The following is a 26370-nucleotide window of genomic DNA, read 5'->3' as shown; positions in this document are numbered from 1 at the left end:
TCGGGCTGACCGTGCGTCGGCCGGATCGGACGAACGGTCAGGAGCGTTGCTGGTGCCGGTGGACAGCATATGCAGTTCGCCGATATATGTAGTCGCATGACAGAGCGATCCATGCAGGAGCCCACACTGCTCCTGCTCACCGCGCTGGCCGATGCCCCCAGGCACGGCTATGCCCTCATTCAGGAGGTCGCCGCGATCTCCGACGGCCGGGTCAGGATGCGCACCGGCACCCTCTACGGCGCTCTCGACCGTCTGCTGGGCCAGGGGCTGATCGAGGTCGCCAGTGACGAGGTGGTGGACGGGCGCGCCCGGCGCACGTACGCGCTCACCGACGGCGGACGTGCGGCGCTGAGCGCCGAGACCGAGCGTCTGCGCGCCGTGGTCGTGGAGGCGGAGCGTCGACTGTCCACCGCCCGTCCGAGGCTGAGGGGGGTGACGGCATGACGGACCGTTCGCTGAAGGCCGCGTTGAGCCTGTACCCGGAGTGGTACCGGGACGACCGCGGTGAGGAGATCATCGCCGTGTACGAGTCGGTGACGGTGGGCGGTGGGCGGCTGCTGCGCCTGCGCGAACTCGCCGGCATCGCCGGGCACGGCCTGCGGGTGCGGACCGGGCTGGTCTCCGGTGGTGTACCGGGACAGGTGGTCGCACAGGCGGTGCCGTTCGTGCTGGGGGCCGGCCTCGGGTTCTGGCTCTGCCTCTCCGGGCTGGTCGACCCGTCGTCGAGCGGCCAGGGGCATGCGTGGCAGCTCGCCCTGGTCGCCTCCTGGGCGCTGGCGGCGGTGGCGGCCGTCGCCGGGCGGTGGGGCGTGGCGCGTTGGACCGGTGTGGCGGCGTCGGTTCCCGGCCTGGCGCTGCTGGCGGGGAGGGCCCTCTTCTCCGCCTCCCTCCTCGGCCTCGTCTGGGTGGTGAGCGTGCCGCTGGTGTGGCTGGCCATGCTGCTGATGGCGCCGCCGGACCTGCTCAGCGGCCGTTCCCGCCGGACGCTGCCGATGGTGCTCGCGGGTGCGGTGCTGCCCTGGCTGCTCATGTTCGGCCAGGCTTATCTGCACACCCCGCTGTTCTGGGACCCGAGTTGGCGGCCGCTCCAGCTTCTGCTGGCCATCCTGCCCCTGCTGGCGGTGCACCGGCGTCGGCTGTGGCCGGCCGGGATGGTCGTCGGCGCGCTGCCGTTGCTGGTGAGTTTCAACCTGCTGAGCCTCCTGAACGGCTTCGAGGGTCCGATCGGCATGCTGGCGGCCGTCGGGTTCGTGGTGGTACTGCCGCTGGCCGCACTCCGGCTCGTCAAGGCCGTACGGGCGAAGGACGAACCGCCGGCAGCCGCCTGACCTCGGCGGACGTCGCCGCCCGGCCCATCCCGGGATGTGGTGGGCCGGGCGCGCGACGCGGGGCCCGCGCGCCGGCTTGGGCGCCGGCCCGGGGTGTGGCAAGGTAACGATATGTCTAGACCAATTTTCGAAGTCATCGCACTGACGGCGCAGGACGCCCGGGCTGCCGAGGCCGGCGGTGCCGACCGCCTCGAACTGGTCGCCGACATGGCCGCCGACGGACTGGCCCCTTCGGTGGCCGACTTCGCCGCCATCCGGGCCACCGTCGCCATTCCGCTGCGGGTGATGCTGCGGATCCGCGACGGCTTCGCGCCGGGCGATCTGGACGAGCTCCGCGACCGCGTCGCCGCGCTGCGGGCCGAGGGGGCCGAGGAGTTCGTGTTCGGGTTCCTGGACGCGGGCGGTGCCGTGGACCTGGCCGCGACCACCGCCGTCGCGGAGGCTGTCGCGGGCTGCCGGTGGACCTTCCACCGGGCGCTCGACCACAGCGCCGACCGGGCCGCCGTCCGGACCGCGGTCGGCGAACTGCCGGGCCTGGACACCTTCCTGACCTCAGGAGCGGCGGCCGGCGTGGACGCCGGGCTCGACGTCCTGACCGAGGAACTGGCCAAGTCCGGTGAACCGGGATATCGGCAGCGGATCCTGGTCGGCGGCGGGCTGCGCGCCGAGCACGTCCCTGGGCTGCGGGCGGCCGGCTTCGACGCCTTCCACATCGGCAGCGCCGTCCGCGAGAACGGCTGGGCCTCCCCGGTCGACCCCGCCGAGGTCGCCGAATGGCGCGCCCTGCTGGACGGTTGAGGCGGCCGGAGTGCGGGGAGTTGCGACCGGCCGAGGCTCCCCGCAACCCCGCTCGCTACCCCCGCAGTTGCTCCGGCAGCGGCTCGGAGTGGACCACCATGAGGCCCGAGACCGCGCGGGTCAGGGCGACGTACAGGCGGCGCAGGCCGGTGCGTTCGTCCGGCTCGCCGGCGACCACCGCGGCGGGTTCGTCCAGGACCACGTAGTCGTACTCGAGACCCTTGGCGAGCGAGGCCGGGACCAGGGTCAGCCGAGCCTCCGTGCTGGTCTCGGTGCCGGGGGCGAGGAACGGCAGTCCGGCTTCCGTCAGGGCCTCGGCGAGCAGCGGGATCCGGTCGTCGGCGGCGATCAGTCCGGTGGAGCCCTCACGGGCGAGGGCCTTGCGGCAGCCCTCGATCACGGCCTCGGTCAGCCCGTCCGGCCCGTCGAGGACGCGGTCGATCGCCAGCGAGCCCGGGGTGTCGCGGATCGAGGTGGCCGGCGCCAGCCCGGGGGCGATCGCGGGAAGCAGTCGGGAGGCGTACGCGATGACCTCCTCGGGCACCCGGAAGCCGGTGGTGAGCTCCTCGATGTGCGCGGTGGGCTTGCCGAGGTGCTGCAGGGCCTCGGGCCAACTGCCGGTCGCCCAGGGGGTGGTGCCCTGGGCGAGATCGCCGAGGACGGTCGCGGAGCCGGTGGAGCAGCGACGGCCGACGGCCCGGTACTGCATGGGGGAGAGGTCCTGCGCCTCGTCCAGCACCACGTGCCCGAGCGAGGGCGTGCGCTGCACCAGGTCGGCCGCCTCGTCGACGAGTACGGCGTCGGCCGGGGTCCAGGGGGCGGTCTTCAGGGACCGGCCGGGCTTGGTCCACCGGATCGCGGCCTGCTCCTCGGCGTCCAGGATCCCTTCCGCGCACTCGGCCAGGAACTCGGCGTCGGTGAGCAGCCGGTGCACCAGCTTGGCCGGGTCGACCGGCGGCCAGCACTGCTTGACCACCGCCTTGACCGCCGAGTTGCGGGCGACCGCGTCCTGCACCCGGTCGTCGGGGGCCTCGCCGCTCTGCTCCATTTTCAGCAGGACGGCGTGCGCGATGCGCTGCGGCAGCGCCTCCCCGGCCGCGCCGTAGCGGACGTCCCGGTCCTTCAACTCCTCGATGATCTCGACGAGTTCGTACGCCGGAACGCGCCAGCGGCGCGATCCCCGGATCACCATGCAGGGTTCGGTGGGCAGGCTGATCCCGGACCGCACGGCGCGGCGCAGCACCTCGGCCATCCGGGCGTCGCCCTTGACGGTGGCGGCCTCGGCGGTGTCGGCGCCGCGGACCTCGACGTGGCCGACCAGCTCCTGGACGGTGGCCTGGGCCACGTCCAACTCGCCGAGAGCGGGCAGGACCTGCTCGATGTAGTGGAGGAAGGAGCGGTTCGGACCGATCACCAGGGTGCCGGTGCGGGCGAGCCGCTCGCGGTGCGCGTAGAGCAGGTAGGCGACTCGGTGCAGGCCGACCGCGGTCTTCCCGGTGCCGGGGGCGCCCTGGACGCAGACGGTGCCGGCGATGTCGGCGCGGACGATCTCGTCCTGCTCGGGCTGGATGGTGGCGACGATGTCGCGCATCGGGCCGACGCGGGGCTTCTCGATCTCGGCCGCGAGCAGCGCGGAGCGGGTGTCCGACTCGGCGGGGTCGGTGAGGTTCTCGTCCTCGTACGCGGTCAACTCGCCGCCGGTGTAGCCGAACCGGCGGCGGCGTTCGACGTCCATCGGGTCGGTGCGGCTGGCCCGGTAGAACGGCTGGGAGACCGGTGCGCGCCAGTCGATCACCATCGGGTCGCCGTCCGAGTCGTGCACGTGCCGGCGGCCGATGTAGAACCGCTCGCCCGCCCGTCGCCCACCACCACCCTTGCCCGAAGCGCTTCGCGCGCCCCCTCCTGTGTCCTCGGCCAGGTGCTCACTGATGGCGTGCAGGTAGTCCAGCCGGCCGAAGAACAGCGGGGTGTGGGCGAGGTCGGCCAGCGCCGCGATGCGCTGCTCGATCTGGTTCTGCAGGACGGCGGCGGAGACCCAGGTGCCAGTGACGTCGCGCAGGTCGAGGGACTCGACGTCCTCGCGCATGGCTTTCAACGCGGACCTGGAGGCGGCCAGGTGGTCGCGCTCGCGCTGCAGGGGGTCGGTGGCGGAGTGGTCGATGGGGGCGTGCACAGCGAACCTTCCCGGCCGTCCTCGCGATGGGGCGGCGGACTCGTCGTAGCTCACAGTGAAGGACGCGACCGGTTGCCGACCGGCCGGGACCTCCCACGGCTGCCGACGGTTGGCACCACGGTTCGGGAGGGGGCAAGACCGGAGATCCTAGACCGCCGCCGAGCCCGGCGCTAATCGTTTTCTCAGGGTTCACGTACGCCTTGACGTAGGGGTGTCGTACACCTGGAGAAGGACCTGGGGCCAGGTCATCGCGCCCTTCGGGCTGACGACCGGGCGGTGGCACGGCGCCTAACGTCGAGGGCATGAACAGCGAACGCATCAAGCAGCACCGACCCGGCCGGGGTGCCGTCGGCGACAGCCGCCGCCGCGGCCCGATGGCCCAGGCCGTCCGTACCGTGGGGATCATGCTCGACACCGCCGCGCGGGTGGTCTTCCTCGGGCGCGACGGCGTCAAGCTCTGACGGCCGGCCGCATCATGACCGGCCGTCACCCGTTCACACGTCGTCGGCGTCGATGATCCGGTACGCGTAGCCCTGCTCGGCCAGGAAGCGCTGCCGGTGGGCGGCGAAGTCCTGGTCCACGGTGTCGCGGGCCACCACCGAGTAGAAGTGCGCCGCGTGGCCGTCCGCCTTGGGCCGCAGTACCCGGCCGAGGCGCTGGGCCTCCTCCTGGCGGGAGCCGAAGGTGCCGGAGACCTGGATGGCGACGGTCGCCTCCGGGAGGTCGATCGAGAAGTTGGCCACCTTGGAGACCACCAGCACGCTGATCTCCTTGTTCCGGAACGCGTCGAAGAGCTTCTCGCGCTGGGGGTTGCTGGTCTCGCCCTTGATCACGGGCGCGCCGAGCGCCTCGCCCAACTCGTCGAGCTGGTCGATGTACTGACCGATGATCAGCGTCTGGTCGTCCTTGTGCTTCCTGACCAGGGCCTCCACCACCCGGCGCTTGGTCGCCGTGGTCGAGCAGAAGCGGTAGCGCTCCTCGGGTTCGGCGGTGGCGTACGCGAGGCGCTCGGAGTCGGTGAGGGTGACCCGGACCTCGCAGCAGTCGGCCGGTGCGATGTAGCCCTGGGCCTCGATCTCCTTCCACGGGGCGTCGAAGCGCTTGGGCCCGATCAGCGAGAAGACGTCGCCCTCGCGGCCGTCCTCGCGGACCAGGGTCGCGGTCAGCCCGAGCCGCCGCCTGGCCTGCAGGTCGGCGGTGAACTTGAAGACCGGGGCGGGCAGCAGGTGCACCTCGTCGTAGACCACCAGGCCCCAGTTGCGGGCGTCGAACAGCTCCAGGTGCGGGTAGATGCCCTTCCGCTTGGTGGTCATCACCTGGTAGGTGGCGATGGTGACCGGACGGATCTCCTTGCGGGTGCCGCTGTATTCGCCGATCTCGTCCTCGGTCAGCGAGGTCCGCTTCACCAGCTCGTGCTTCCACTGCCGGGCCGAGACGGTGTTGGTGACCAGGATCAGCGTGGTCGACTTGGCCTCGGCCATCGCCGCCGCGCCGACCAGGGTCTTGCCCGCGCCGCAGGGCAGGACGACCACACCGCTGCCGCCGTGCCAGAAGCCCTCGACGGCCTGCTTCTGGTACGGGCGCAGCGCCCAGCCGTCCTCCTCCAGGTGGATCGGATGCGCCTCGCCGTCCACGTACCCGGCGTGGTCCTCGGCCGGCCAGCCGAGCTTGAGCAGCACCTGCTTGATCTGGCCGCGCTCGGACGGGTGCACGATCACGGTGTCGGCATCGACCCGGGCGCCGACCAGCGGGGCGATCCGCTTGGAACGCAGCACCTCCTCCAGCACCGGCCGGTCGGTGGTGGTGAGCACCAGGCCGTGCACCGGGTGCTTGGAGAGCTGGAGGCGGCCGTAGCGGGCCATGGTCTCGGCGACGTCCACCAGCAGCGCGTGCGGCACCGGGTAGCGGGAGTAGTTCACCAGGGCGTCCACGACCTGCTCCGCGTCGTGTCCGGCGGCGCGGGCGTTCCACAGGCCGAGCGGGGTGACCCGGTAGGTGTGCACATGCTCGGGGGCGCGCTCCAGCTCGGCGAAGGGCGCGATCGCCCGGCGGCAGTCGGCGGCCTTCGGGTGGTCGATCTCCAGCAGCAGCGTCTTGTCGCTCTGGACGATGAGCGGTCCGTCGTTCACGCGGGGAAACCTCCGTAGGTCCGGTCGCAGACTTTCCAGTGTCCCGCACTCGGCCCGAAGCACGTGACCCGTGCCGAGGATCCTCGTTGAGCCGGGCATGAAGACGCCGAAGCGGGTACTCTCCGCCGTTGTCCTGTCCGGTGCCGCCTTCGCGGCCTCCGCCACCCCCGCGCACGCCCTGGCCGGGCTCGGCGAGACCGGTGGGCCTTTCACCTTCGTCGGGCTGGAGGCGGCCAGTCTGATCAGCGGCCAGGACCTCTCGCTGCCGGACACCAACAAGATCGTCCAGCAGGCCAAGGAGCAGCACGCCAAGGAGACGGCGGCCAAGGAGCAGCAGAAGCCGCACTGAGCCCCTGCGCCGCCGCGCCCCGGCCCCGCGGCCGGTCAGTCGGAGTCGTCGTCCACCTCGGCGACGCCGGTGATGCGGTGCAGGGCGAAGGTGCGTACCTCGTCCGTGAGGTGGTCGTACGCCGTCACGAAGCCGCCCTCGACCTTGACCGGGTCGACGACGCGCTGCGAGGCCAGTCCCTCCGCGTTGACGTAGCCGATCCACATCCGCTCGCCGAGCAGGACGGCCGTCTGCAGGGCGGCGAGCGTGTCGGCGGCGGCGGTGCGGGGGAGCTGCCGCAGATCGGTACGGGCCGGTCCGGTCTGCTGCGGTGTGGCCGCGGGGCCGGCCACCGTCTCCTTGCGGACGGCGGTGGCCGCCCGGTCGCCCGCGCGCACCGCCTTGACCGCGGCGCCCAGCAGGACGTCGTCCGGGCGCGGCGGACCGTCGGGGACGGGTGCCGGGGAGGTCCGTGGCGGGGTGCGGTGGCTGTCGGGGCGGGTGATCAGCACATCGCCCTCGGCGGACTCGGCGGCCGGTGCGAAGCCCATGCCGCGCAGCACCGCGAGAAGGGTCTCGGGCGGTGCCTGGGCGGCCAGCACGGTCGGCGCGAGCAGCCGCAGCCGCAGCTCGGCGGCCCGCCGGTCGGCGAGCACCTCGGCCAGCAGGGCGGTGTCGTCGCAGCGCAGGTACGAGGAGGCGGCGCCGACCCGCAGCACGCCGTGCCTGCGGGCGACGTCGTCGATCAGGTAGGTCAGCGGCTGCGGGACGCCGGTCCTGGAGTGCTGCTCCAGGAAGGCGTGCAGGTCGGAGGCGGTACGCCCGGCGTCCAGCGCGCGACGCACCGACTCGGTGGTGAAGCGGTAGACCGTGGCACCGCCCTTGGACTCGATGTCCGCGCAGAGTGCCAGCGCCTGGGCGAGCGGGGTGAGCAGCGGCCCTGGCGCGATCGCGGTGAGGTCGGGCTGCAGGATCACGTGGTCAAGCGGCTGCGGCAGCAGCGGCCCGAGCACGGGTGCCGGGTCGCCGCAGGCCAGCAGCGTACGGGCCGGCGCGGCGAGTGCGCCCCGGCCGGTGAGGCCGAGCATCTCGGCCTCCTCCAGGGTGAAGTCGACCAGGTGGTCCCGCAGTTCGCGGTCGTCCTGCTGGACGGGGCCGCCGCGCAGCGGGCGCTGCCAGCGCAGTACGGGCAGCAGCGCACCGGCGCCGGCGGTGCCGCCGGGCGGCAGCGAGGCCAGTAGGGCGAGGGTGGCGCGGCGGACGGACGGGGCGAGGGTGCGGTCCAGCTCGGGGCCGAGGGCGGCCCGGATCCTGCCCTTGCCGTCAGGGGTGCCGGCGAGCCGGCCCACCCGGGTGGTGGCCAGCCAGCTGCGGGCGAGCAGCGCCCAGCGTTCGGCGATCGGCTGCTGCAGCCAGGTGTCGTACGCCGGGGTGGGTGCCCAGCGTTCGTCCACCTCGCCGTCGGAGGCCAGCAGGCCTGCGGCGTAGGCGAGTTCGAGCCAGAAGGCGGCGGTGGGCTCGGGGCACTCCAGGGTGAGCGCGGTCCGCTTGAGGTCGCGTACGCCGAGCCCGCCGGCCCGCAGGTTCGCGGGGGGTTGCAGGCCCCAGGCGTCCAGCAGCTCCTCGACGGTGCGGACGGCGGTGTACGCCTGCCCGGCGGCGGCGCTGTCCACGGCCTGCGGATCGCGCTCGGGGCCCGGTACCAGCGCCGGTGCCAGGGGCTCGACGGCGCGGTGGCTGCGGCCGCCGCGCAGGTGCAGCGCCAGCTCGCGGGGGAGCACAACCGAACCGGGGCTGGACGGCAGTAGCAGGCCGCGCGCCAGCAGCCACTCGACCGGGCTGCGGGCCTCCTCGGCGGTCACCGGGCGGGCGGCATCGGGGACGGTGCCGGTGGGCGGGCCCCAGACCAGTTTCTCCAGCAGCGCGAGCGAGGCCTCGGGGGCCTCGGCGAGCAGCGCGGCGCAGCGCTTGCGGTCGGTGAGCAGCCCGGCGAGCGCGGCGACGGCGGTGACCGGATCCGGGGTCGGCGACAGCCCGGCGCCGGCCAGCAGTTGCTGCAGCCGGGCCGGGGACATGCCGGCCGTCGCCTCGGCGAAGGTGGGGCCGAGGCCGGTGCGGCCCGGGTTGTTGGCGCTGGGCGCGAGCGCCTCGCGGACGGCGATCACCAGGCGCAGCGCGGAGTCCGGCCCCCAGAGCAGGGCCTGGCCGCGGAGGGCGGCCAGTGCGGTCGGCAGGGCGGCGGTGACGGCGGCGCGGTCGGCCGCCGCGGCCCCCGGGTGCGGTCCGACCCGGGCGGGACCGGCCAGCAGGTTGCGGACGGTGGCCTCGGAACTGCCCTCGGGAGCGGCTGCCAGGGCCTCGGCGACCTGCAGGGTGAAGCGGTCCAGTCGTTCCAGCGCGCGCAGCGCGGAGGCTCGGCCGGAGAGTCGGGCGGCCAGCTGGGTCAGGTCGCTCGGCACCGGGTTCAGCACGTCGGGGCGGGCCCGCAGCAGCTCGGCCAGCGCCTCGTCGCTGCGGGCGCGCAGTTCCTCGGCGAGCGTACGTGGTGCGGCGACGGTTCGGCCGGGGCGCGGGGCACGCTGCGATGCGGTCATTCGACCCAGCCTAGTCGGCCGTTCTTTGAGCGCACCTCCCCGAGCGGGAGGCGTTGACGCGATCAGTGGGTGGCGCCTGCGGGCCACGGGTCGGCGGCCTCAGCACCCTGCCGTCGGCCGTGCGCGACTCCCCGCGCCCCGGGCTGCGACTTCGCGCCGGCGGGATCGGCGCGGCGCGGGTGCCCGCCGCTTTCGCGCAGCTCCCCGCGCCCCTGCGGCGCACCTTCCCGTGGAGGTTCCCGGCGCCCCTGAGGGTGCGGGGCTCGCGTGGGTACTCAGGGAGTGGGTACCGTCGGCGGTCGGCGGCACGGCTACACGAGGCGGGGTGGCGGGGCGATGGCGGACGGGCACGAGGGTGGCCGCTCGGACGGTGAGTGGTGGCGGGTTGACAGGCCGCAGCGGGTCCTCGGACAGCCGGGCGGTGCCGCACCCGAGGAGAGCGTGTACACGCCCGAGGGGCCGGCGGACCCCCCGCCCGCCGCAGCGCAGGCCGGGCCCGCCCCGGCGGTGGGCGCACCCGCTGCGGGGGCCCCGCGCCCCAGACGGGTCGTGCCCGGCCCCGGACCGAGCGCCGCCGACTTCCCCGGCTGGGACAGCGTCACCTTCGACTTCGGCAGCGCCGAGCCCGCGGCCGCGCCCGTCGTACCGGACCCGCGCAAGGACCCGGCCGAGGCCGCGGTGCCCGCCACTGGCGACACCCCGGCGGCCCCCACGGGGAAGCCGCCGCGCGCGGCCGGCCTGCTGGCCGGCCGCCGTCCGTCGCCGCTGCTGCTGATCGCCGCGGTGGTGCTGCTCGCCGGGGCGCTGACCGGGCAGATCCTGATCATGCTGGTCGGCTGGGCCGCCGCCTACCTCTCCGCCAGGCTGGGCGATCTCACCAAGAAGTTCGCGGTCTTCGGCATCCCGATGGCCACCATGACGGCTTCGACGGTCTGGTACTGGGGCCGGGCGAAGGGACGTTGGGGTTCCCCGGTGGCCCCGGACCAGTTCAACCACGCGGCCCTGACGGCCGCGCCGACCGTGCTGCGGCTGGCGGCGGTCCTCTCGGCGCTCTTCCTGCTGGTCGTGAACCTCCGCCGCAGCCCCAAGGGTTGAGCGGATCACCCACCGAGGAGGTGCTGGAGTTCGGCGAGCACGAGATTGGCGCCGGTGTAGCCGATCCCCTCGAACCAGAGCTGGTCGTCCACCGGGAAGACCCGGTGCGCCTTGACCGCGGCCAGCGCCTGCCAGCCGCTGCCGGCCAGTACGGCGGCGGTGGCGGCCTTCGCCGGATCGCCGTAGGTGGAGTAGAGCAGCACGTCGCCGTCGGCCTTGGCGATCTGCTCGGGCGGCACCTCGACGTCGAACTGGTCGACGTTCTGCGGGTCGGGCCGCGCGAGGCCGAGGTCGGTGAGCAGCGTGCCGATGAAGTTCTGTCTGCCGTAGAGCCGTACGTTCGGTGAGCCCTCGATGAAGCGGACGACGCTGACCCGCTTCCCGGCGGACCCGGCCTCGGCGATGGCCTGCGAGGTCTGGGCGACGTGCCGCCCGTACGCGGTGACGACCGCGGCGGCCTGCTCCTGCCGGCCGAGGGCCTGGGCGTGCAGCTGGAAGTCGGCCTTCCACGGGTAGCCGGTGGTCTGGGTGAGGACGGTGGGGGCGATCCGGCTCAGGGCGTCGTAGCGGGTGCCGTCGCGGGTCTGGTTGCTGAGAATCAGCTGGGGGGCGAGTGCGGAGATCCTGGCGAGGTCGGGGTTGCTGACGGTGCCGACGGAGGCGATCTTCGCGAGCCAGGAGGCGGGCCAGTAGCTCGGCAGGCCGCGGTCGGCGGGGGCGCGGGCGGCGCCGACCGGGCTGATGCCGAGGGTGATCGCCGAGTCGAGCTCGGCGGTGTCCAGGGTGACCACCCGGACCGGCGACCCGGGCACCACCACCGTGCCGGTGGCGGCGGTGACGGTGGTGCTGGGCAGCGGTCGCGGACTCGGTGGCCCGGTCTCGGGGACGGTGGGCGACGGCGTGGCGGGCAGGCCGGGCGAGGAGCCGCCGCCGTGGGTGCCGCCGGGCGGGGAACTGCATCCGGCCAGGGCTTCCGAGCCGAGCGCGGCCAGCCCGAGCAGGGCGCTGCGGCGGGAGAGCTGACGCGGCATCGGGCCCTCCTCGCATGGCCGTGATCGCGGACGTGCGGCCGTGGACGGGTGATCGCGAACGGGGCCGCCCGCCCAGTATGTCGGAATTGTCGTAGTAGTCAGTGCCGTGCCGCCCGGGGCGCGCCCGGGCGTCGCAGTCCAATGGCCGGCGCCCGATCCGTTCACCCGGCGGACCCGGGACGGACGGATCGCCCGCATACCCTGGGTTCCATGGCTCTCACCGTCGGCTTCGACCTCGACATGACCCTGCTCGACACCCGACCCGGGATCAGAGCGGCCTACCAGGCCCTCTCCGCCGCCACCGGCACCTGGATCGACAGTGACCTGGTGGTCACCCGGCTCGGCCCGCCGCTCGAGCACGAGCTGGCGAACTGGTTCCCGGCCGAGCGCGTGGCCGAGATGGCGGTCCGCTACCGCGCCCTCTACCCCGAGCACGCGCTGCCGGGCACCGTGGTGCTGCCCGGAGCGCGCGAGTCGATCGACGCGGTCCGCGCCCGGGGCGGCCGGGTCGCCGTGATCACCGGCAAGTACGAGCCGAACGCCCGCCTCCAGCTGGACCACGTCGGTCTCGCCCCGGACATCGTGGTCGGCGACACCTGGGCCGAGGGCAAGGGCGATGCGCTGCGGGAACACGGTGCGTCCGTGTACGTCGGCGACCACCTGGGTGACATCCGCGGTGCGCGGGCCGCCGACGCGGTCGCGGTCGGCGTGGCCACCGGGCCGTACGGCGCGGCGGAACTGCGCGAGGCGGGGGCGGACGTGGTGCTCGGCGACCTGACGGAGTTCCCGGCCTGGCTGGAGTCCTACCGCTGAGGCTGCCGGCCGCCCGGGGCGGGGGCCATCGCGCCCCGGCGCGCCGCCCGGGCGGTCAGGCGGCCGCGCGGCGGCGCTGGGCGCGGGCCGAGCGCAGCAGCCCGCAGAGCGCGAGCAGGAATCCGGCCGGCATCAGCATGCAGACCCAGTACGCGATGCTCGGGAACCGCGGCAGGCCGAAGAAGAGCGGGACGAAGGTCGCGATGGTGGCGATCGACCCGGCGAGGAAGACGATCGTGCCGGCCCGGACCAGTCCGTCGCCGGGGCTCTTGGTGCTGCTCATGCCCGTTCCTCCAGCTGGTGCGGCTCTGGTCGAAGGCGTCGACCCGGTGTCGACGGTTCAGTCTGGCAGACCCGGCGTACCCCCGCCGATCGACGGGGGTAGGCTCACCCCTGGCGCTCAGGTCTCCCAGGGAACTCTCAGGCACCCTAGGAGGATGCCGGTCTTCCGACGGGAGTCTCCCCGGGCGAAGGCCGGTGCCGATGGGGCAACGGGGAAGCATGGCCAAAGGTGGAGCCTGGCCAAAGGTGGAGCAGGGGCGTAACGACGCATGGGTCTGACCAGTCACAAGGTGCTGGCGCTGTCCGCGCTGATCTCGGTACTGATGGTCGCCGGCACCGTCTGGGTGTGGCCCAGGCTCGCCAAGCGTTCCGTGGTGGCGGTCTTGGGCCGGCTCGGCACCATCGTGGGCACGCAGTTCGCGGTGATGTGCACGCTCGGTCTGGCGGCCAACAACTACTTCGCCTTCTACAGCAGCTGGGCCGACCTGCTGGGTACCGGCAACCAGGGCCCGGTGACGATCCAGAGCGCGCTCGGCAAGGACCACCCGGGCGTGCAGCAGATCTCCACCGAGAACGTGCGCGGCGCCAACACCGTCGGCCGTGACCCGGCCGTGGTCGGCAAGCTGGAGAAGATCCGCATTCCGGGCGCCACCACCAAGCTGTCCACCGAGGGATACGTCTACCTGCCGCCGCAGTACTTCCAGCCGGACTTCAAGGACAAGAAGTTCCCGGCGGCGATCGCGATCACCGGGTTCCCCGGCGACGCCAAGAACCTGATCACCAAGCTGAACTACCCCTCCACCGAGCTGCAGCTGATCAAGGAGGGCAAGACCAGCCCGACCGTCCTGATCATGATGCGCCCGTCCCCGGCGATGCCGCGCGACACCGAGTGCGAGGACATCCCGGACAGCACGCAGTCCGAGACGTACTTCGCCAAGGACGTCCCGCAGGCCATCCGCGACTCGTACCGGGTCGCAGAGGGGCCCGGCAGCTTCGGGTTGATCGGCAACTCCACCGGCGGCTACTGCGCGCTCAAGCTGGCGATGAAGCACCCGGACGTCTTCTCCGCCGCCGTCTCGCTCTCCGGCTACTACAAGGCCGCCGAGGACGCCACCACCGGTGACCTGTTCGCCGGCAGCGAGGACCGCCGCAACGAGGCCAACCTGGACTGGCGCCTGGCCCACCTGCCCAAGCCGAAGGTCTCGCTGCTGGTCGGCGGGCCCAAGGAGGGCGACGGGAAGTACTTCGCGGACACCAAGAAGTTCATCAAGGCCACCAAGGGCAGCGACACCAAGGTCGCCTCGATCACCCTGGACACCGGCGGCCACAACTTCAACACCTGGAACCGGATGCTCCCGGCCTCGCTCGGCTGGCTGGGGCAGCACCTCAACGCCCCGTCCGCGGCCCCCGGCGGCAGCCCCGCCTGAGGCCTCGCCCGCGGCGCTCGGTTGAGTTCCGACGTCCGGACGTCCCCGTCACTGCATGCAGTTCCCCGGGAACTGGGAGTTTTGGACTCCCGTTGACCAGGGTATGCAGCCAACGCACGGGGCCGTCCGGACGCCCCGCTTTCCCGACGGGGGTGTGAGCCATGGACAGCGCTGTGCCGCGCCCCGGCCGCGCCAAGCCCGGGGCAGCGGCCGATGCCTCAGCGGCGCACGCACCATCGGCGCCCGGATCCCCCTCGCGGGACCCCAGGCGACTGCCTGGCCCGCGGTGAGCGGTTGAACCGCTAACGGATCATTAGCCTGCAGAACGAGCCCGGCCCCGCTGTCCATGTGGTCGGCTCGCCGTCCATCCGGCGATCAGCGGCCCCCGCGCCGAGATCGCCCCGCACCTACACCGAGGACTTTTCGAGATGCCCACCGGCCAGGTCAAGTGGTTCAACGAGACGAAGGGTTACGGCTTCCTGTCGCGCGACGACGGCGGGGAGGTCTTCGTCCACACCAAGGCGCTGCCCGCCGGGGTCACCTCGCTCCGGCCAGGTCAGCGGGTCGAGTTCGGTATCGCCGCCGGTCACCGGGGCGACCAGGCGATGGCCGTCACCCTGCTGGAGGCGCTGCCCTCGGTGGCCGCCGCCCAGCGCCGCAGCGCGGACGACATGGCGCCGATCGTGCAGGATCTGATCACCACGCTGGACGCGGTGCTGCCCGGGCTGCAGCGCGGCCGGTACCCCGCGAAGCCCGCGGGGCAGAAGCTCGCGGTGCTGCTGCGGGCGGTCGCCGACCAGTTCGACGTCTGAGCGGGCCGGCCGCTTCGGGGCGCGGGGAGCTCGCCGGACCGGCGGCTCCTCGCGCCCTTCGGGCCCGCGGCCCTGCCGGGCGTCAGAAGGCCAGCGCCTCCGGGTCGACCTCCGGTACCAGTCCCTCGGCGGCGGCCCGGGTGAGCAGGCCGCGCACGGCCGCGCAGCCGGCCTCGCCGAGGTCGGCGGTGAACTCGTTGACGTAGAGCGCGATGTGCTGGTCGGCGACGTCCGGGTCCATCTCCTGGGCGTGCGCCAGCACGTACGGGCGGGACGCCGACGGGTCCTGCCAGGCCAGCTCGACCGACGTGCGGATCGTCCCGGCCAGCTCGCGCAGCCGCTCGGCGCCGAGCGAGCGCCGGGCGACGATCGCGCCCAGCGGGATCGGCAGGCCGGTGTCCCGCTCCCAGGCCTCGCCCATGTCGGCCAGCTTGTGCAGGCCGTACTGCTGGTAGGTGAACCGAGCCTCGTGGATCACCAGGCCGGCGTCCACCCGCCCGTCCCGGACGGCGGGCATGATCTCGTGGAACGGCAGCACCACGATCTCCCCGAAGCCGCCCGGCACCGCCTTGGCGGCCCAGAGCCGGAACAGCAGGTAGGCCGTGGAGCGCTCGCTCGGCACCGCGACCCGGCGTCCCGTCAGCTCCGCGCCCGGTTCGCGGGTGAGCACCAGCGGGCCGCAGCCCCGGCCCAGCGCGCCGCCGCAGGGCAGCAGCGCGTACTCGTCCAGCACCCAGGGCAGTTGGCCGTAGCTGATCTTCAGTACGTCCAGTTCGCCGCGCTCGGCGAGGCCGTTGGTGATGTCGATGTCCGCGAAGGTCACCTCGGGGGCCGCCGCGCCGGGGACCAGACCGTGGGCCCAGGCGTGGAAGACGAAGGTGTCGTTCGGGCAGGGGGAGTAGGCGATCCGCAGCGGCTCAGCCATGTCCGACCTCCTGGAGCAGTTCCGGGTACGGCAGGTGGGCGAAGGCCCGCTCCAGCGCGGCGAGCGCGTCGCCGATCCGCCAGGCGGAGCGGTCGCGCGGGCCGACGGCGTTGGAGACGGTCCGCAGTTCGAACACCGGCACCCCGTGCCGGGCGGCGGCCTCGGCGACCCCGAAGCCCTCCATCGCCTCGGCCAGCGCCCGCGGATGGCGGGCGGCCAGCTCGGCGGCCCGCTCGGCGCTGCCGGTGACCGTGGAGACGGTCAGTACGGTGCCGTGCGCGGCGCCCAGCGCTCCGGCGGCGCGGCGGACGGCGGCGGGGGCCGGTGTGTGGCGCACGCTGCCGAAGCCCAGCTCGGCGACGTCCAGGAAGCCGTCGGGGGTCTGCGCGCCCAGGTCGGCGGCCAGGATCTCGTCGGCGACCACCACGGACCCGATCGGCGCGTGCGGGGCGAAGCCGCCCGCGATGCCGGCCGAGACCACCAGTTCGTAGCGGTGCAGCCAGGGCAGGCTCGCCGTCGCGGCGGCCGCCGCGGCCGGGCCGACACCGCCGGCCAGCACGTCCACCGCAACGCCGCAGGCGTGCCGGGCGCGGTGCAGTTCACCGCCGGGGACGACGAGCCGGGTGGCGTCGCTGCCGAGCCCGCGCAGCACGGCCTCGGCCTCGGCGGGTACGGCGGTGACGACGAGCAGCCGGGCGGCCTGCGCCTCCGGTTGCTCGTCGTCGTACGGACGCGTCACTCGCCGCGTCACTGCGCGGTCGGGACGAAGTCCTTGTTCTTGAGGTCGAAGAACCAGGCGGCGATGATGTCGCCGGTCTTCGCGTCGTTCTCGACCACGGTGACCCGGGTGTTCTCCGAGCTGGTGGAGAGCAGCGCGGAGGCGGGCTGCATACCGGAGAAGGTGGAGCTGGTGCGCAGCGACGCGATCTGGGCCTGGCCCTGGCCGCCGTCGGTCGCGGCCCACCAGCCGGTGTCGGAGACGCTCGGGTCCACACCGACCCCGATCCGGTCGGTGCTGGTCACGTCCGAGGTGGGCAGGGTGCCCTCGTCACCGGCCTTCTTGGCGTCGGCCTGGCACTTGGTGATGGCGTCCTTGTTGAGCGGCTTGCCGTCGTTGTAGCAGGTCGGTCCGGCGTGGATGGAGGACCGGCCGACCACCAGGGTGGCCAGCGGGTGCTCGGGCTGGCCCTTACCGCTGGCGTACGCGACGGAACCGGCGACCGTGCCGGCGCCGATCACGACAACGGCGCCGACGGCGGCGATGACACGGGTGCTGAGGCTCATGGGCACGAATCTACCGGGCAGTGCCGATCAAGGTGCGCCCGGGTGGGCAAGTCTCCGCCGCCCGTGTCATCCGGACCGGCTCGACGCACGGGAACCCGCCGGGGTGTCGGCCGGCGCATCTTCCGGGGGCACGCGGCCCCGGGGGCTCAGGCGACCCGGGGCCGGGCCGCCGGGCCGCGGAGGCCGACCCTGAGCAGGGCCCGTACGGTCCACAGCAGCACCAGGCCGACCAGTGCCGCGGCCACCGAGAGGCCGAGCGCGCCGTCCAGCGGCAGCAGGATGCCGACCGCGCCGCCCACCACCCAGGACAGCTGGAGCAGCGTCTCGGAGCGGGCGAAGGCCGAGGTCCTGACCGCCTCGGGGACGTCCCGCTGGATCAGGGCGTCCAGGGCCAGCTTGCCGAGCGAGGCGGCCACCCCGGCCGCGCCCGCCACCACGGCGACCGTGGCGAGCCCGTACCAGAGCGCCGCCGCTCCCGCGGCCAGGGTGGCCAGCAGCAGCATCACCGTCGCGGTGGCCTCCGAGCCCCTGGTGCGCAGCCAGGAACCGAGCACCGAGCCGAGCGCGTTGCCCGTGCCGGCCGCGGCCGCGACGATGCCGAGGCTGACCGTCGGCGGCAGGTCGCCCACCGGGTCCTCGCGCAGCAGGAAGGCCAGGAACATCACCAGGAAGCCGACCAGGGCGCGCAGCGTCGCCACCACGCGCAGGGCGAGGATCACCGACGGGCCGACGGTGCGCAGGGTCGCCTTCTCCGGCATCACGGTGCTCCCGTCGGGCAGGGCCGGGTACTGCTCGTCGGCGTGCAGCACGGCCCGCTGCTCGCCCTTGGCGGAATCCACCTTGTGCGGCAGGTGGAAGGCCATCAGGGTGCCGATGACGAAGGCCAGGAAGGCTCCGCGCAGCGGCCAGCCGGGCCCGAGCAGGTGCAGCAGTCCGCCGAGGCCGGCCGCGAGTCCGGTGGCCAGCAGCCCGGCCAGGGTGACCCGGGAGTTCGCCTTCACCAGGGACAGCCGGGTCGGCAGCAGCCGGGGCACCACCACGCTGCGGACCACCCCGTACGCCTTGGAGGCCACCAGCACGCCGAGGGCCTCCGGATAGAGCGCGAGGCCGCCGTCGGTGACCGTGCCGGCCATGCTCCACGCCAGTACCGCGCGGACCAGCATCGACATCGCCATCGCGGAGCGGCGTCCGTGCGGCATCCGGTCCAGCAGCGGGCCGATCACCGGGGCCAGCAGGGCGAAGGGGGCCATGGTGATCAGCAGGTAGAGCGCCACCCGGCCGCGGGCCTCGCCGGTCGGGACCGAGAAGAAGATGGTCGAGGCCAGCGCGACGGTGATCATCATGTCGCCGAAGGAGTTCAGCGTGTGCAGTTCGATCAGCTTCGCCAGCCCCGACTCGCCCGCGCCCTCGGCGGCGGTCGCGCGGCGGATCCGCCGGCCGGTGTAGTGCACCAGCCTGCCGGTGCGCAGCCCGGCGGCACAGGCCCCGCGGAGCAGCAGGTTGCGGCGTCCGCCGGGGGCCGTGAAGAGGTCGTCCCCGGCGCCGGAGGGCTCGGGCCCCGGAGCCGTCGCGGGCGGGGCGGAGCCGCCCTCCGACTGCGGCGCGGCGCCGCCCGGGGGGACCAGCTGCTGCGGTCGCGGCACGTCGGCCGGCTCCGGGGGGAGTCCTGCCCGCTGGCCGTGCAGTGCGTGCCGCGACGGGGTCTCGTCCGCCACGTACGTCATCCTGCCCGACGAACCCTCACCGCACGAGGGAACCGGTGCCGATCGGCGCGGCTCCGCCGGGACGTCGGCACCGGACTGTCGAAGGGGGCCGACCGGCGGGTAGCCTGCACTTCGCGTGTGCGCAACCCGGTGGGCGGCGCGGCCGGTCTCCATGAGGGTTCCGGGTCGCGCAGAATGGGAGCACGGTACCCAGCGGGGCCGGAACCCGTGGCACGGTCCGGTGGAGGTTCTCGGAGCCTTCTTTCGGGAGCACTTCCCGGAGAGCTCTTCGGGTCCGACCGCGACGGACGGCCGCAGCGGGCGACCGCGCGGAGCGGGCGACGGAACGCTGGCAAGGGACCGACGGCACTGGACCGCCGGCCATGGACCGCAGGCAACAGAACTGGGAGAGAATCGACGCCGTGAGTGCTGCGATGCGAAGCCGTACCCCTGACCGGCTCTGTGCCGAGGCCGTCGAACTCGCCCGCCAGGCCGCCGTCGACAGCGTCGGGGCCGAGCTCGTGGGCGCCCACCTCGGTGCCCAGGCGGACGCCGACCGGGTGGTGACCCACACCTTCGAGTGCCTGGACGCCGCCTACCGCGGCTGGCACTGGGCCATCACCGTGGCCCGCGCGCCGCGAGCCAAGAACGTCACCCTGGACGAGGTCGTACTGCTGCCCGGCCAGGACGCGGTGCTCGCCCCGCAGTGGGTGCCGTGGAGCGAGCGGCTGCGCCCCGGCGACCTCGGGCCCGGGGACCTGCTGCCGACCGGCGCCGAGGACCTGCGCCTGGAGCCGGGCTGGACCGGCGAGGACGAGCCCGCCCCCAACTCCGCCGTCGCACTGGCCGCCGAGGAGGACGTGGTGGTCGCCGACGCCGGCGTCCAGCCCGCGCCCGCCCGCGCCCAGATCGGCGCCGTCGCGGAGGAGCTCGGCATGGGTCGGCCCCGAGTGCTGTCCCGGTTCGGGCTGCACCTGGCCGCCGAGCGCTGGGAGACCGCGTACGGTCCGCAGACGCCGATGGCGCAGTCCGCTCCGGCGCACTGCTCCAGCTGCGGCTTCCTGGTGCCGATCGGCGGGTCACTCGGGCAGGCGTTCGGGATCTGCGGCAATGAGTTCGGTCCGGCGGACGGCCAGGTGGTCTCACTCTCCTACGGCTGCGGGGGCCACTCGGAGGCAGCGGTGCTGCCGGCTCCGCCGGTGCCCTCGGAGCTGATCCTGGACGAGCTGAAGGTGGAGCCGCTCCACCTGCACCCCGACCGCTCCAGCGGCTCGGTGGAGCCCGACGCCCCGGCCGAGGAGCTGGGTCACTCCTGAGCCTTTGGGCGGGCTGGGTGAGTGGACCGGGCCGTCTGCCCTCCGCACGGCGAAGCCGGCCCGGTGGGCTCCGGCGCGGTACCGGGAGTCTCCGGTCCGCGCGGCTCCCCGTGCCCTGACGTGCCCGCCGGCCCCCGCGCCCGGGGCTGTTCCCCCGTGCGCGAACGGCCCTGCCTCACCCCTGGTCGGTGGCAGCGGGCCGGGCGAGGGAGAATGCCCACCGTACGCAGGCAGGGTGGAGACGGCGGAAGGCGGCAGGGCCAGTGGAGCCTCGGATCATCGGCAGCGGTACGGACGAGCAGGCCCCCGACGTCTTCGACACGACCGGGTTGCGCCGTCGGGTCCTGGAGGCGTGGACGGCCGCCCCTGCCCGGTTCCGGGAGGACGCCAACGCGGAGGAGGAACTGGCTCTCGGCGGCTACCGCGACCGGCTGATCGTCGAGTTGGCGCAGAACGCCGCCGACGCCGCCGCGCGGGCCGGCACCGCTCCCGGGCGGCTGCGGCTGACCCTGCGCGGCGGTGTGCTGGCCGCCGCCAACACGGGCGCGCCGCTGGACGCCACCGCGGTGGAGTCGCTCTCCACCCTGCGCGCCTCGGCGAAGCGGGCCGAGGACGGTGCCACGGTGGGCCGGTTCGGTGTCGGCTTCTCCGCCGTGCTGGCGGTCACCGACGAGCCCGCCGTGCTGAGCGCCCACGGCGGGGTGCGCTGGTCGCTGGCCGAGGCGTACGCGCTCACCGAGGCGCGGGAGGAGCTCGCCGAGGAGCTGCGCCGCCGCGAGGGCCATGTGCCGCTGCTGCGGTTGCCGTTCCCGGCCGAGGGCGCCGCGCCCGACGGGTACGACACGGTGGTGGTGCTGCCGCTGCGGGACACCGCCGCCGAGGACCTCACCCGCCGTCTGCTCGCCGAGATCGACGACGCCCTGCTGCTCACCCTGCCCGGCCTGGCCGAGGTGGTGGTGGAGACCCCGGACGGGACCCGTACGCTCACCCGGACCGCCGCGCCGCAGCGGCCGAACGGCATCACCACCGTCACCATCACCGACAACGGTGCCGAGACCGTCTGGCAGACCGTCGCCCTCGCCGGGACCACCGCGCCCGAGCTGCTGGCCGACCGGCCCACCGAGGAACGCGCCCGCCCGTACTGGACGGTGACCTGGGCGGTGCCCGTCGCCGGGGACGGCGCGCCGCAGGCGCCGCGCACGCTGCCCGTGGTGCACGCGCCCACCCCGAGCGACGAACCCCTGGGCGTACCGGCCCTGCTGATCGCCGGGTACCCGCTCGACCCCACCCGGCGGCACGTCGCGCCCGGTCCGCTCACCGACTTCCTGACCGAGCGCGCCGCCGACGCGTACGTCGAACTGCTGCGGGCCCGGGGCGCCGACCTCGGTTCGCTCTCACTGGTGCCGGGCCCGCTCGGGCAGGGCGCGCTCGACAACGCGGTGCGCGCGGCGGTCATCGAGCGCCTGCCCGGGACGCCGTTCCTGCCGCACCCGGCGCCGGTGGAGGAGGGCACGCCCGCGCTCCGGCCGCGGGACGCGACGCTTCTGGAGGGCGCGGACCACTCGGTGGTCGAGGCGCTCGCCCCGATCTTCCCCGGGCTGCTCCCGGCCGGGCTCGAACGCCGCACCGAGCTGCGGGTGCTGGGCGTGCGCCGGGTGCCGCTGGCCGAGGTGGTCGACCAACTCGGCGGACTGGAGCGGGAGCCCGCCTGGTGGCGCAACCTGTACGCGGCGCTGGCCGGGGCCGACCCGGAGGCGCTCGGCGCGCTGCCGGTGCCGCTCGCCGACGGCCGCACCGTCACCGGTCCGCGGCGGGTCCTGCTGCCCTCCGACGCCGCCGACTGGGCCGGCTACGAGGGTTACCCGGAGACCCTCGCCGAGGCGCTGGGGCTGCTCGACCTGCGCCTGGCCCACCCCGACGCCGCCCACCCGCTGCTGGCCAAGCTCGGCGCGGGCACCGCGACTCCGGCCGGGATCCTGGACACCCCCGAGGTGCGGGCGGCCGTGGCGCGTTCGCTGGAGCTCGGCGAGGACGACTTCGACGCCGCCGTCGACCTCGCCGACGCCGTGCTGGCGCTGGTCAAGGCCGCCGGGGCCACTTCGGGCGAGCACCCCTGGCTGGCCCGGCTCGCGCTGATGGACGACGAGGGCGAACTCACCCGCGCCGGTGAGCTGATCCTGCCCGACAGCCCGCTCGCCGCGCTCGCCCGCGAGGATGACGCCGGGTACGTGGACGAGGACCTGCTGGAGCGCTGGGGTGCCGAAGTCCTGGCCGCGGCAGGGGTGTTGAACACCTTCGTGCTGGTCCGCGCCGAGGACGTGGTGCTCGACCCGGACGACCTGGAGCGGCTCGATCCCACCGCACCCGCCGACCGCGCCGCCGGCGGGCGTCCCGCCGGCCTGCTGGACGAGGCGCCCGACGGCCTCACCGAGTGGTGCGAGGACGCCCTGGAGGCCCTGCACGCGGACGACGACGGCGAGTTGGGCGTACCGCCGGTCGCCGCCGAGCTGCTGGCGGTGCGCGACCTGGACCTGATCGACGACGACGCCTGGCCCGAGGCGCTGGCCCTGCTGGCCCGCCCGCCGTACCGCGACGCGGTGGTCAACCCGGTGCGCACCCTGCTCCCGGACGGCTCGTACACCGACCTGCCGCCGTACACCGCCTGGTGGCTGCGCGACCACCCGGTGCTCGGCGGCCGGGAGCCCGCCGGGCTGCGCGCGGCCGGGGCCGATCCGCTGCTGCGCGGCCTCTACGAGGAGGCCCGCACCGACCTGGACGAGCCCTTCCTGCACGCGCTGGGCGTCCGCACCACACTGGCCGCGCTGCTCGCCGAGCCGCACGGCCCGGACGAGCTGCTGGACCGCCTGGTCGATCCGGCGGCGGGCGTCTCGCACCGCCAACTGCACGGCATCTACAGCGCGTTGGCGGCACTTCCGGCAGATCGGATCGAGTCGCTGGACGAGGTGAGGGCCGTTCCTCCGCTGGACGAGGGCACCGGCCGCCGGCCCGACGGCACGGTGGTCGTGGACGCCGCCGAGGCGGTCGTCGCCGACGCCCCCGACCTGGTCGAGCTGCTGCACGACCACCCGGTGCTGCCGGTCGCGCCCGAGCGGGCCGCCGAACTCGCCGAACGGCTGCACGTCTCGCTGGCCAGTGAGGTCGCGGGCGGCCGGGTGCTCTCCGAGGGCACCCTGCACCGGACCCCCGCCGTGGTGCGGGAACTGCTGCCCGGCTGCCCCGCCGTGTACGAGGAGCACGAGGAGCTGCTGGTGGTCGGCCCGGACGGCGAGGAGGCCGCGATCGGCTGGCGCTGGGACACCGCCGCCACCGCGCCCGAGCTTCCGTACGACCCCGAGGACGTCGAAGCCGCCGACGAGGAGGACGAGTTCGAGGTGCCGCCGGTGCCCGGACTGCTGCACGCGGCCACCCCCGAGGGCCTGGCCGCCGGGCTCGCCTGGTCGGTCGGCCAGTGGCACCGGAGGTTCGAGATCCTGGCCGCGCTCACCGAGCCCGACCGGGCCTACGAGCTGCTTGCCGCCCGGGACTTCGAGTCCTGAGCCGTGCGCCGGGCCCGGAGCCTGCGGTACGTCAGTACCGTGGCCCCGAGCCCGGCGGTGCCGGCCGTCGGCAGCCACCACCCCGGCTCGGTGGTCGACGACCCGCCGGCCACCAGCCAGAGGGCCAGTAGCACCAGCAGAGTGACCGCCAGCCCGCCGCAGAAGGCGATGAACGCCTCCAACTCCCCGTCCCGATCCGCCATTGCGCCCCCTCCCGACGGGACCCTTCCCCGCTGGACGGCGACCATGCCGAGCGCCCCCGGATCCGGCGGCCTCGGGGCAGCCCTCCTCGGATCAGCTCTCCTCGGTCCGGCGGACGACGAAGCGCCAGACGATCTCCAGGAGGATCCCGGCGAGCACGGCGATGCCCACCCCGACGAGGGGATCGCGCAGGCCGACCAGCGAGAGTTCGAAGAAGCGCGACAGCGACGGGACCCACAGGACCAGGGCGAACGCCGCGCCCATGGCACCGGTCAGGGCCAGGCGCCACGGGGTGTACGGCCGGGCCACCAGTGCGAGCACCCACATCGCCATCAGGAAGAGGGTCAGGGTGGCCACGCTGGTGTCGGCTTCCAGGCCGGTCGCGTGGTCGGCCCGGGCGAGCATGTACGCCGTGAAGGTGGCCGTACCGGCGATCACGCCACCCGGCACGGCGAGCCGCAGCACCCGCCGGACGAACCCCGTCCTGGCCCGCTCGGTGTTGGGGGCGAGCGCCAGGAAGAAGGCCGGGACGCCGATGGTCAGCGAGCTCAGCACGGTCGAGTGCCGGGGCAGGAACGGGTACGGCACGTGGCAGATCACCACCAGGACGGCCAGCAGCACCGAGTAGACCGTCTTCACCAGGAACAGACCGGCCACCCGTTCGATGTTGCCGATCACCCGCCTGCCCTCGGCGACCACCGCGGGCAGGGTGGCGAAGCGGTCGTCGAGCAGCACGATCTGGGCCACCGCCCGGGTCGCCTCGCTGCCCGAACCCATCGCCACGCCGATGTCGGCGTCCTTGAGGGCGAGCACGTCGTTGACACCGTCGCCGGTCATCGCCACCGTGCGGCCGCGCGACTGGAGCGCTCCGACCAGCTCGCGCTTCTGCTGCGGGGTCACCCGGCCGAAGACGGCGGTCCGGTCGGCGACCTCGGCCAGCTCGGCGGTCCCGCTCGGCAGGGTACGGGCGTCCACCGGGTGCTCGGCGCCCGGCAGGCCCAGGTGGGAGGCGACCGCACCGACCGAGACCGCGCTGTCGCCGGAGATCACCTTCGCCTCGACCCGCTGGCTCTCGAAGTACCGCAGGGTGGCGGACGCGTCCTCGCGCAGCCGCTGCTGCAGCACCACCAGGGCGAGCGGGTCCAGCTGGCCGGCCGGGTCCGGCGCGTCCAGCGGGAGCGGTGAGCGGCCGAGCAGCAGCACCCGCAGGCCCCTGGCGCCCAGTTCGTCCACCTCGCCCAGGGCCGGGTGGTCCCCGGGCAGCAGGACGTCGGGCGCGCCGAGCAGCCAGCTGGCCTCGCCGCCCTGCGGCTCCAGGAACTGCACCCCGCTCCACTTGCGGGCGGAGGAGAACGGCACGGCCTCCAGTACCCGCCAACCGTCCTCGCCGTCGGGGCCGCCGTAGGCGTCGATCACGGCCTGCATGGACGGGTTGGGGCGGGCGTCCGCCCGGCCCATCGCACCGAGTGCCCGCCGCAGTACGGCCGGTTCGGCGGGAACGGGCCGGGCCGGCTGCCCGGCCGGCGCGAGCGGGCGCAGCTCGACCACGTCCATCCCGCCCTCGGTAAGGGTGCCGGTCTTGTCCAGGCAGACGGTGTCCACCCGGGCCAGCCCCTCGATCGCCGGCAGCTCCTGCACCAGGCACTTCTTCTGCCCCAGCCGCACCACGCCGATCGCAAAGGCCACCGAGGTCAGCAGCACCAGGCCCTCGGGCACCATCGGCACGATGCCGGCCACCATTCGGCGGACGGCCTCCCGCCAGTCGTGCCGCTCCACCGCCAGCTGGCTGACGATCAGGCCGATGGCCGCCGGGACCAGCAGGTAGGTGATGAACCGCAGGATGCTGTCGATGCCGCTGCGCAGCTCCGAGCGGACCAGGGTGAACCGGGTCGCCTCCTCGGCCAGCTGGGCCGCGTACGCCTGGCGGCCGACCTTGGTGGCCGTGAAGGCGCCCGCGCCGGCGACCACGAAGCTGCCGGACATCACCACCGCGCCCGGGTGCTTGAGCACGGGATCGGGCTCGCCGGTGAGCAGGGACTCGTCGATCTCCAGCCCGTCCGCCTCGGTGACCAGGCCGTCCACGACCACCTTGTCGCCGGTGCCGAGCAGCACGGTGTCGTCCAGCACGATCGAGGCCACCGCGATCTGCTGGACCGAGCCGTCCCGGCGGACCTGCGGCCTGGCCTCGCCGATCAGTGCCAGGCCGTCCAGGGTCCTCTTGGCGCGCAGCTCCTGGATGATGCCGATGCCGGTGTTGGCGACGATCACCAGGCCGAACAGCCCGTCCTGGATCGGTCCGACCACCAGGATGATCCCGAACATGACGCCGATGATCGCGTTGAACCGGGTGAACACATTGGCCCGGACGATCTCGCCGACCGAGCGGCTGGAGCGGACCGGTACGTCGTTGACCTGGCCGCGCGCGACCCGTTCGGCGACCTCTGCCGCACTCAGCCCGCTCCGGCGGCCGGGGCCGGCCCCCGGGGAACGGGCGCCCGGGTTCGCCGGACCGCGGCCGGCGTCCGCCGTCTCTTCAGCCGGGTGCGTCATGGGACCGACTGTAGGCGGGCGCTA

Annotated in this window: 22 protein-coding genes; 11 read left to right on the top strand and 11 right to left on the bottom strand. The window is 74.1% G+C overall.

Annotated features, from left to right (window positions below):
• The first annotated feature begins 96 nt into the window (after positions 1 to 96).
• The 3 genes from ACWDAK_RS12680 to ACWDAK_RS12670 all read left to right on the top strand — a co-directional run bounded on the left by ACWDAK_RS12680 (position 97) and on the right by ACWDAK_RS12670 (position 2126).
• Positions 97 to 444 (top strand): PadR family transcriptional regulator, encoded by a 348-nt coding sequence (locus tag ACWDAK_RS12680; RefSeq protein WP_344637801.1) that lies wholly within the window; start codon positions 97 to 99, stop codon positions 442 to 444.
• Positions 441 to 1328 (top strand): hypothetical protein, encoded by an 888-nt coding sequence (locus ACWDAK_RS12675; protein ID WP_427393289.1) that lies wholly within the window; start codon positions 441 to 443, stop codon positions 1326 to 1328. Before ACWDAK_RS12680 ends, ACWDAK_RS12675 begins: the two co-directional genes overlap by 4 nt.
• Before the next feature lie 111 nt (positions 1329 to 1439).
• Positions 1440 to 2126 (top strand): copper homeostasis protein CutC, encoded by a 687-nt coding sequence (locus tag ACWDAK_RS12670; RefSeq protein ID WP_344637803.1) that lies wholly within the window; start codon positions 1440 to 1442, stop codon positions 2124 to 2126.
• Positions 2127 to 2181: 55 nt separating this feature from the next.
• On the opposite strand, the gene ACWDAK_RS12665 is transcribed toward ACWDAK_RS12670, so the two are convergent.
• The gene (locus ACWDAK_RS12665; RefSeq protein WP_427393290.1) at positions 2182 to 4299 is read right to left on the bottom strand and encodes a HelD family protein; all 2118 of its coding nucleotides are present in this window, start codon (positions 4297 to 4299) and stop codon (positions 2182 to 2184) included.
• Positions 4300 to 4601: 302 nt separating this feature from the next.
• Between ACWDAK_RS12665 and ACWDAK_RS12660 the strand changes: the two genes are divergently transcribed.
• Positions 4602 to 4760, top strand: a complete 159-nt coding sequence (locus ACWDAK_RS12660; protein ID WP_344637805.1) for a hypothetical protein — start codon at positions 4602 to 4604, stop codon at positions 4758 to 4760.
• 33 nt (positions 4761 to 4793) lie between these two features.
• On the opposite strand, the gene ACWDAK_RS12655 is transcribed toward ACWDAK_RS12660, so the two are convergent.
• The gene (locus ACWDAK_RS12655) at positions 4794 to 6428 is read right to left on the bottom strand and encodes a DNA repair helicase XPB (RefSeq protein WP_427393291.1); all 1635 of its coding nucleotides are present in this window, start codon (positions 6426 to 6428) and stop codon (positions 4794 to 4796) included.
• Positions 6429 to 6525: 97 nt separating this feature from the next.
• On the opposite strand from ACWDAK_RS12655, the gene ACWDAK_RS12650 reads away from it, so the two are divergent.
• Positions 6526 to 6777, top strand: coding sequence for a hypothetical protein (locus tag ACWDAK_RS12650; RefSeq protein ID WP_344637807.1), 252 nt, complete (start codon positions 6526 to 6528; stop codon positions 6775 to 6777).
• A gap of 35 nt (positions 6778 to 6812) precedes the next feature.
• On the opposite strand, the gene ACWDAK_RS12645 is transcribed toward ACWDAK_RS12650, so the two are convergent.
• A complete protein-coding gene (locus ACWDAK_RS12645) occupies positions 6813 to 9350 on the bottom strand; it encodes a helicase-associated domain-containing protein (RefSeq protein ID WP_344637808.1) in 2538 nt (845 codons plus the stop codon).
• Between the two features lie 267 nt (positions 9351 to 9617).
• Here ACWDAK_RS12645 and ACWDAK_RS12640 point away from each other — a divergent pair, with 267 nt between their 5' ends.
• Positions 9618 to 10445 carry a hypothetical protein gene (locus tag ACWDAK_RS12640; RefSeq protein ID WP_344637809.1) on the top strand — a complete coding sequence of 276 codons (828 nt, stop codon included), beginning with the start codon at positions 9618 to 9620 and terminating at the stop codon, positions 10443 to 10445.
• A 5-nt stretch (positions 10446 to 10450) separates the two neighbouring features.
• Here the strand turns inward: ACWDAK_RS12640 and ACWDAK_RS12635 are convergent, their stop codons facing one another.
• Positions 10451 to 11476, bottom strand: a complete 1026-nt coding sequence (locus tag ACWDAK_RS12635; RefSeq protein WP_427393292.1) for an ABC transporter substrate-binding protein — start codon at positions 11474 to 11476, stop codon at positions 10451 to 10453.
• Between the two features lie 210 nt (positions 11477 to 11686).
• On the opposite strand from ACWDAK_RS12635, the gene ACWDAK_RS12630 reads away from it, so the two are divergent.
• Positions 11687 to 12289, top strand: coding sequence for an HAD family hydrolase (locus ACWDAK_RS12630; RefSeq protein ID WP_344637811.1), 603 nt, complete (start codon positions 11687 to 11689; stop codon positions 12287 to 12289).
• A 55-nt stretch (positions 12290 to 12344) separates the two neighbouring features.
• On the opposite strand, the gene ACWDAK_RS12625 is transcribed toward ACWDAK_RS12630, so the two are convergent.
• The gene (locus tag ACWDAK_RS12625) at positions 12345 to 12572 is read right to left on the bottom strand and encodes a hypothetical protein (RefSeq protein ID WP_344637812.1); all 228 of its coding nucleotides are present in this window, start codon (positions 12570 to 12572) and stop codon (positions 12345 to 12347) included.
• 268 nt (positions 12573 to 12840) lie between these two features.
• Between ACWDAK_RS12625 and ACWDAK_RS12620 the strand changes: the two genes are divergently transcribed.
• Both ACWDAK_RS12620 and ACWDAK_RS12615 read left to right on the top strand, forming a co-directional pair.
• Positions 12841 to 13998, top strand: a complete 1158-nt coding sequence (locus tag ACWDAK_RS12620; protein ID WP_344637813.1) for an alpha/beta hydrolase — start codon at positions 12841 to 12843, stop codon at positions 13996 to 13998.
• A gap of 428 nt (positions 13999 to 14426) precedes the next feature.
• Complete coding sequence (locus ACWDAK_RS12615) at positions 14427 to 14810, top strand: cold-shock protein (RefSeq protein ID WP_344637814.1); 384 nt, start codon at positions 14427 to 14429, stop codon at positions 14808 to 14810.
• A gap of 82 nt (positions 14811 to 14892) precedes the next feature.
• On the opposite strand, the gene ACWDAK_RS12610 is transcribed toward ACWDAK_RS12615, so the two are convergent.
• From ACWDAK_RS12610 to ACWDAK_RS12595, 4 genes are all read right to left on the bottom strand, one after another.
• On the bottom strand, positions 14893 to 15735 hold the full coding sequence (locus ACWDAK_RS12610; protein WP_427393293.1) for a 1,4-dihydroxy-6-naphthoate synthase: 843 nt from the start codon (positions 15733 to 15735) through the stop codon (positions 14893 to 14895).
• Positions 15728 to 16474, bottom strand: coding sequence for a futalosine hydrolase (locus ACWDAK_RS12605; protein WP_344637816.1), 747 nt, complete (start codon positions 16472 to 16474; stop codon positions 15728 to 15730). Before ACWDAK_RS12605 ends, ACWDAK_RS12610 begins: the two co-directional genes overlap by 8 nt.
• An 8-nt stretch (positions 16475 to 16482) precedes the next feature.
• Positions 16483 to 17019 (bottom strand): hypothetical protein, encoded by a 537-nt coding sequence (locus ACWDAK_RS12600; protein ID WP_344637817.1) that lies wholly within the window; start codon positions 17017 to 17019, stop codon positions 16483 to 16485.
• A 146-nt stretch (positions 17020 to 17165) separates the two neighbouring features.
• On the bottom strand, positions 17166 to 18518 hold the full coding sequence (locus ACWDAK_RS12595; protein WP_427393319.1) for an MFS transporter: 1353 nt from the start codon (positions 18516 to 18518) through the stop codon (positions 17166 to 17168).
• A 638-nt stretch (positions 18519 to 19156) separates the two neighbouring features.
• Between ACWDAK_RS12595 and ACWDAK_RS12590 the strand changes: the two genes are divergently transcribed.
• Positions 19157 to 20038, top strand: a complete 882-nt coding sequence (locus ACWDAK_RS12590) for a DUF3027 domain-containing protein (protein ID WP_344637879.1) — start codon at positions 19157 to 19159, stop codon at positions 20036 to 20038.
• A 263-nt stretch (positions 20039 to 20301) separates the two neighbouring features.
• Positions 20302 to 23595 (top strand): sacsin N-terminal ATP-binding-like domain-containing protein, encoded by a 3294-nt coding sequence (locus tag ACWDAK_RS12585; RefSeq protein ID WP_427393294.1) that lies wholly within the window; start codon positions 20302 to 20304, stop codon positions 23593 to 23595.
• Here ACWDAK_RS12585 and ACWDAK_RS12580 read toward each other — a convergent pair.
• Complete coding sequence (locus ACWDAK_RS12580; RefSeq protein ID WP_344637818.1) at positions 23559 to 23798, bottom strand: hypothetical protein; 240 nt, start codon at positions 23796 to 23798, stop codon at positions 23559 to 23561. The two genes, ACWDAK_RS12585 and ACWDAK_RS12580, sit on opposite strands and share 37 nt — an antisense overlap.
• Positions 23799 to 23889: 91 nt before the next feature.
• Complete coding sequence (locus tag ACWDAK_RS12575) at positions 23890 to 26346, bottom strand: HAD-IC family P-type ATPase (protein WP_427393295.1); 2457 nt, start codon at positions 26344 to 26346, stop codon at positions 23890 to 23892.
• Positions 26347 to 26370: the final 24 nt, after the last annotated feature.

This window comes from Kitasatospora sp. NPDC001175, from assembly GCF_053598215.1.
This window is presented reverse-complemented; position numbering and strand designations above follow the sequence as displayed.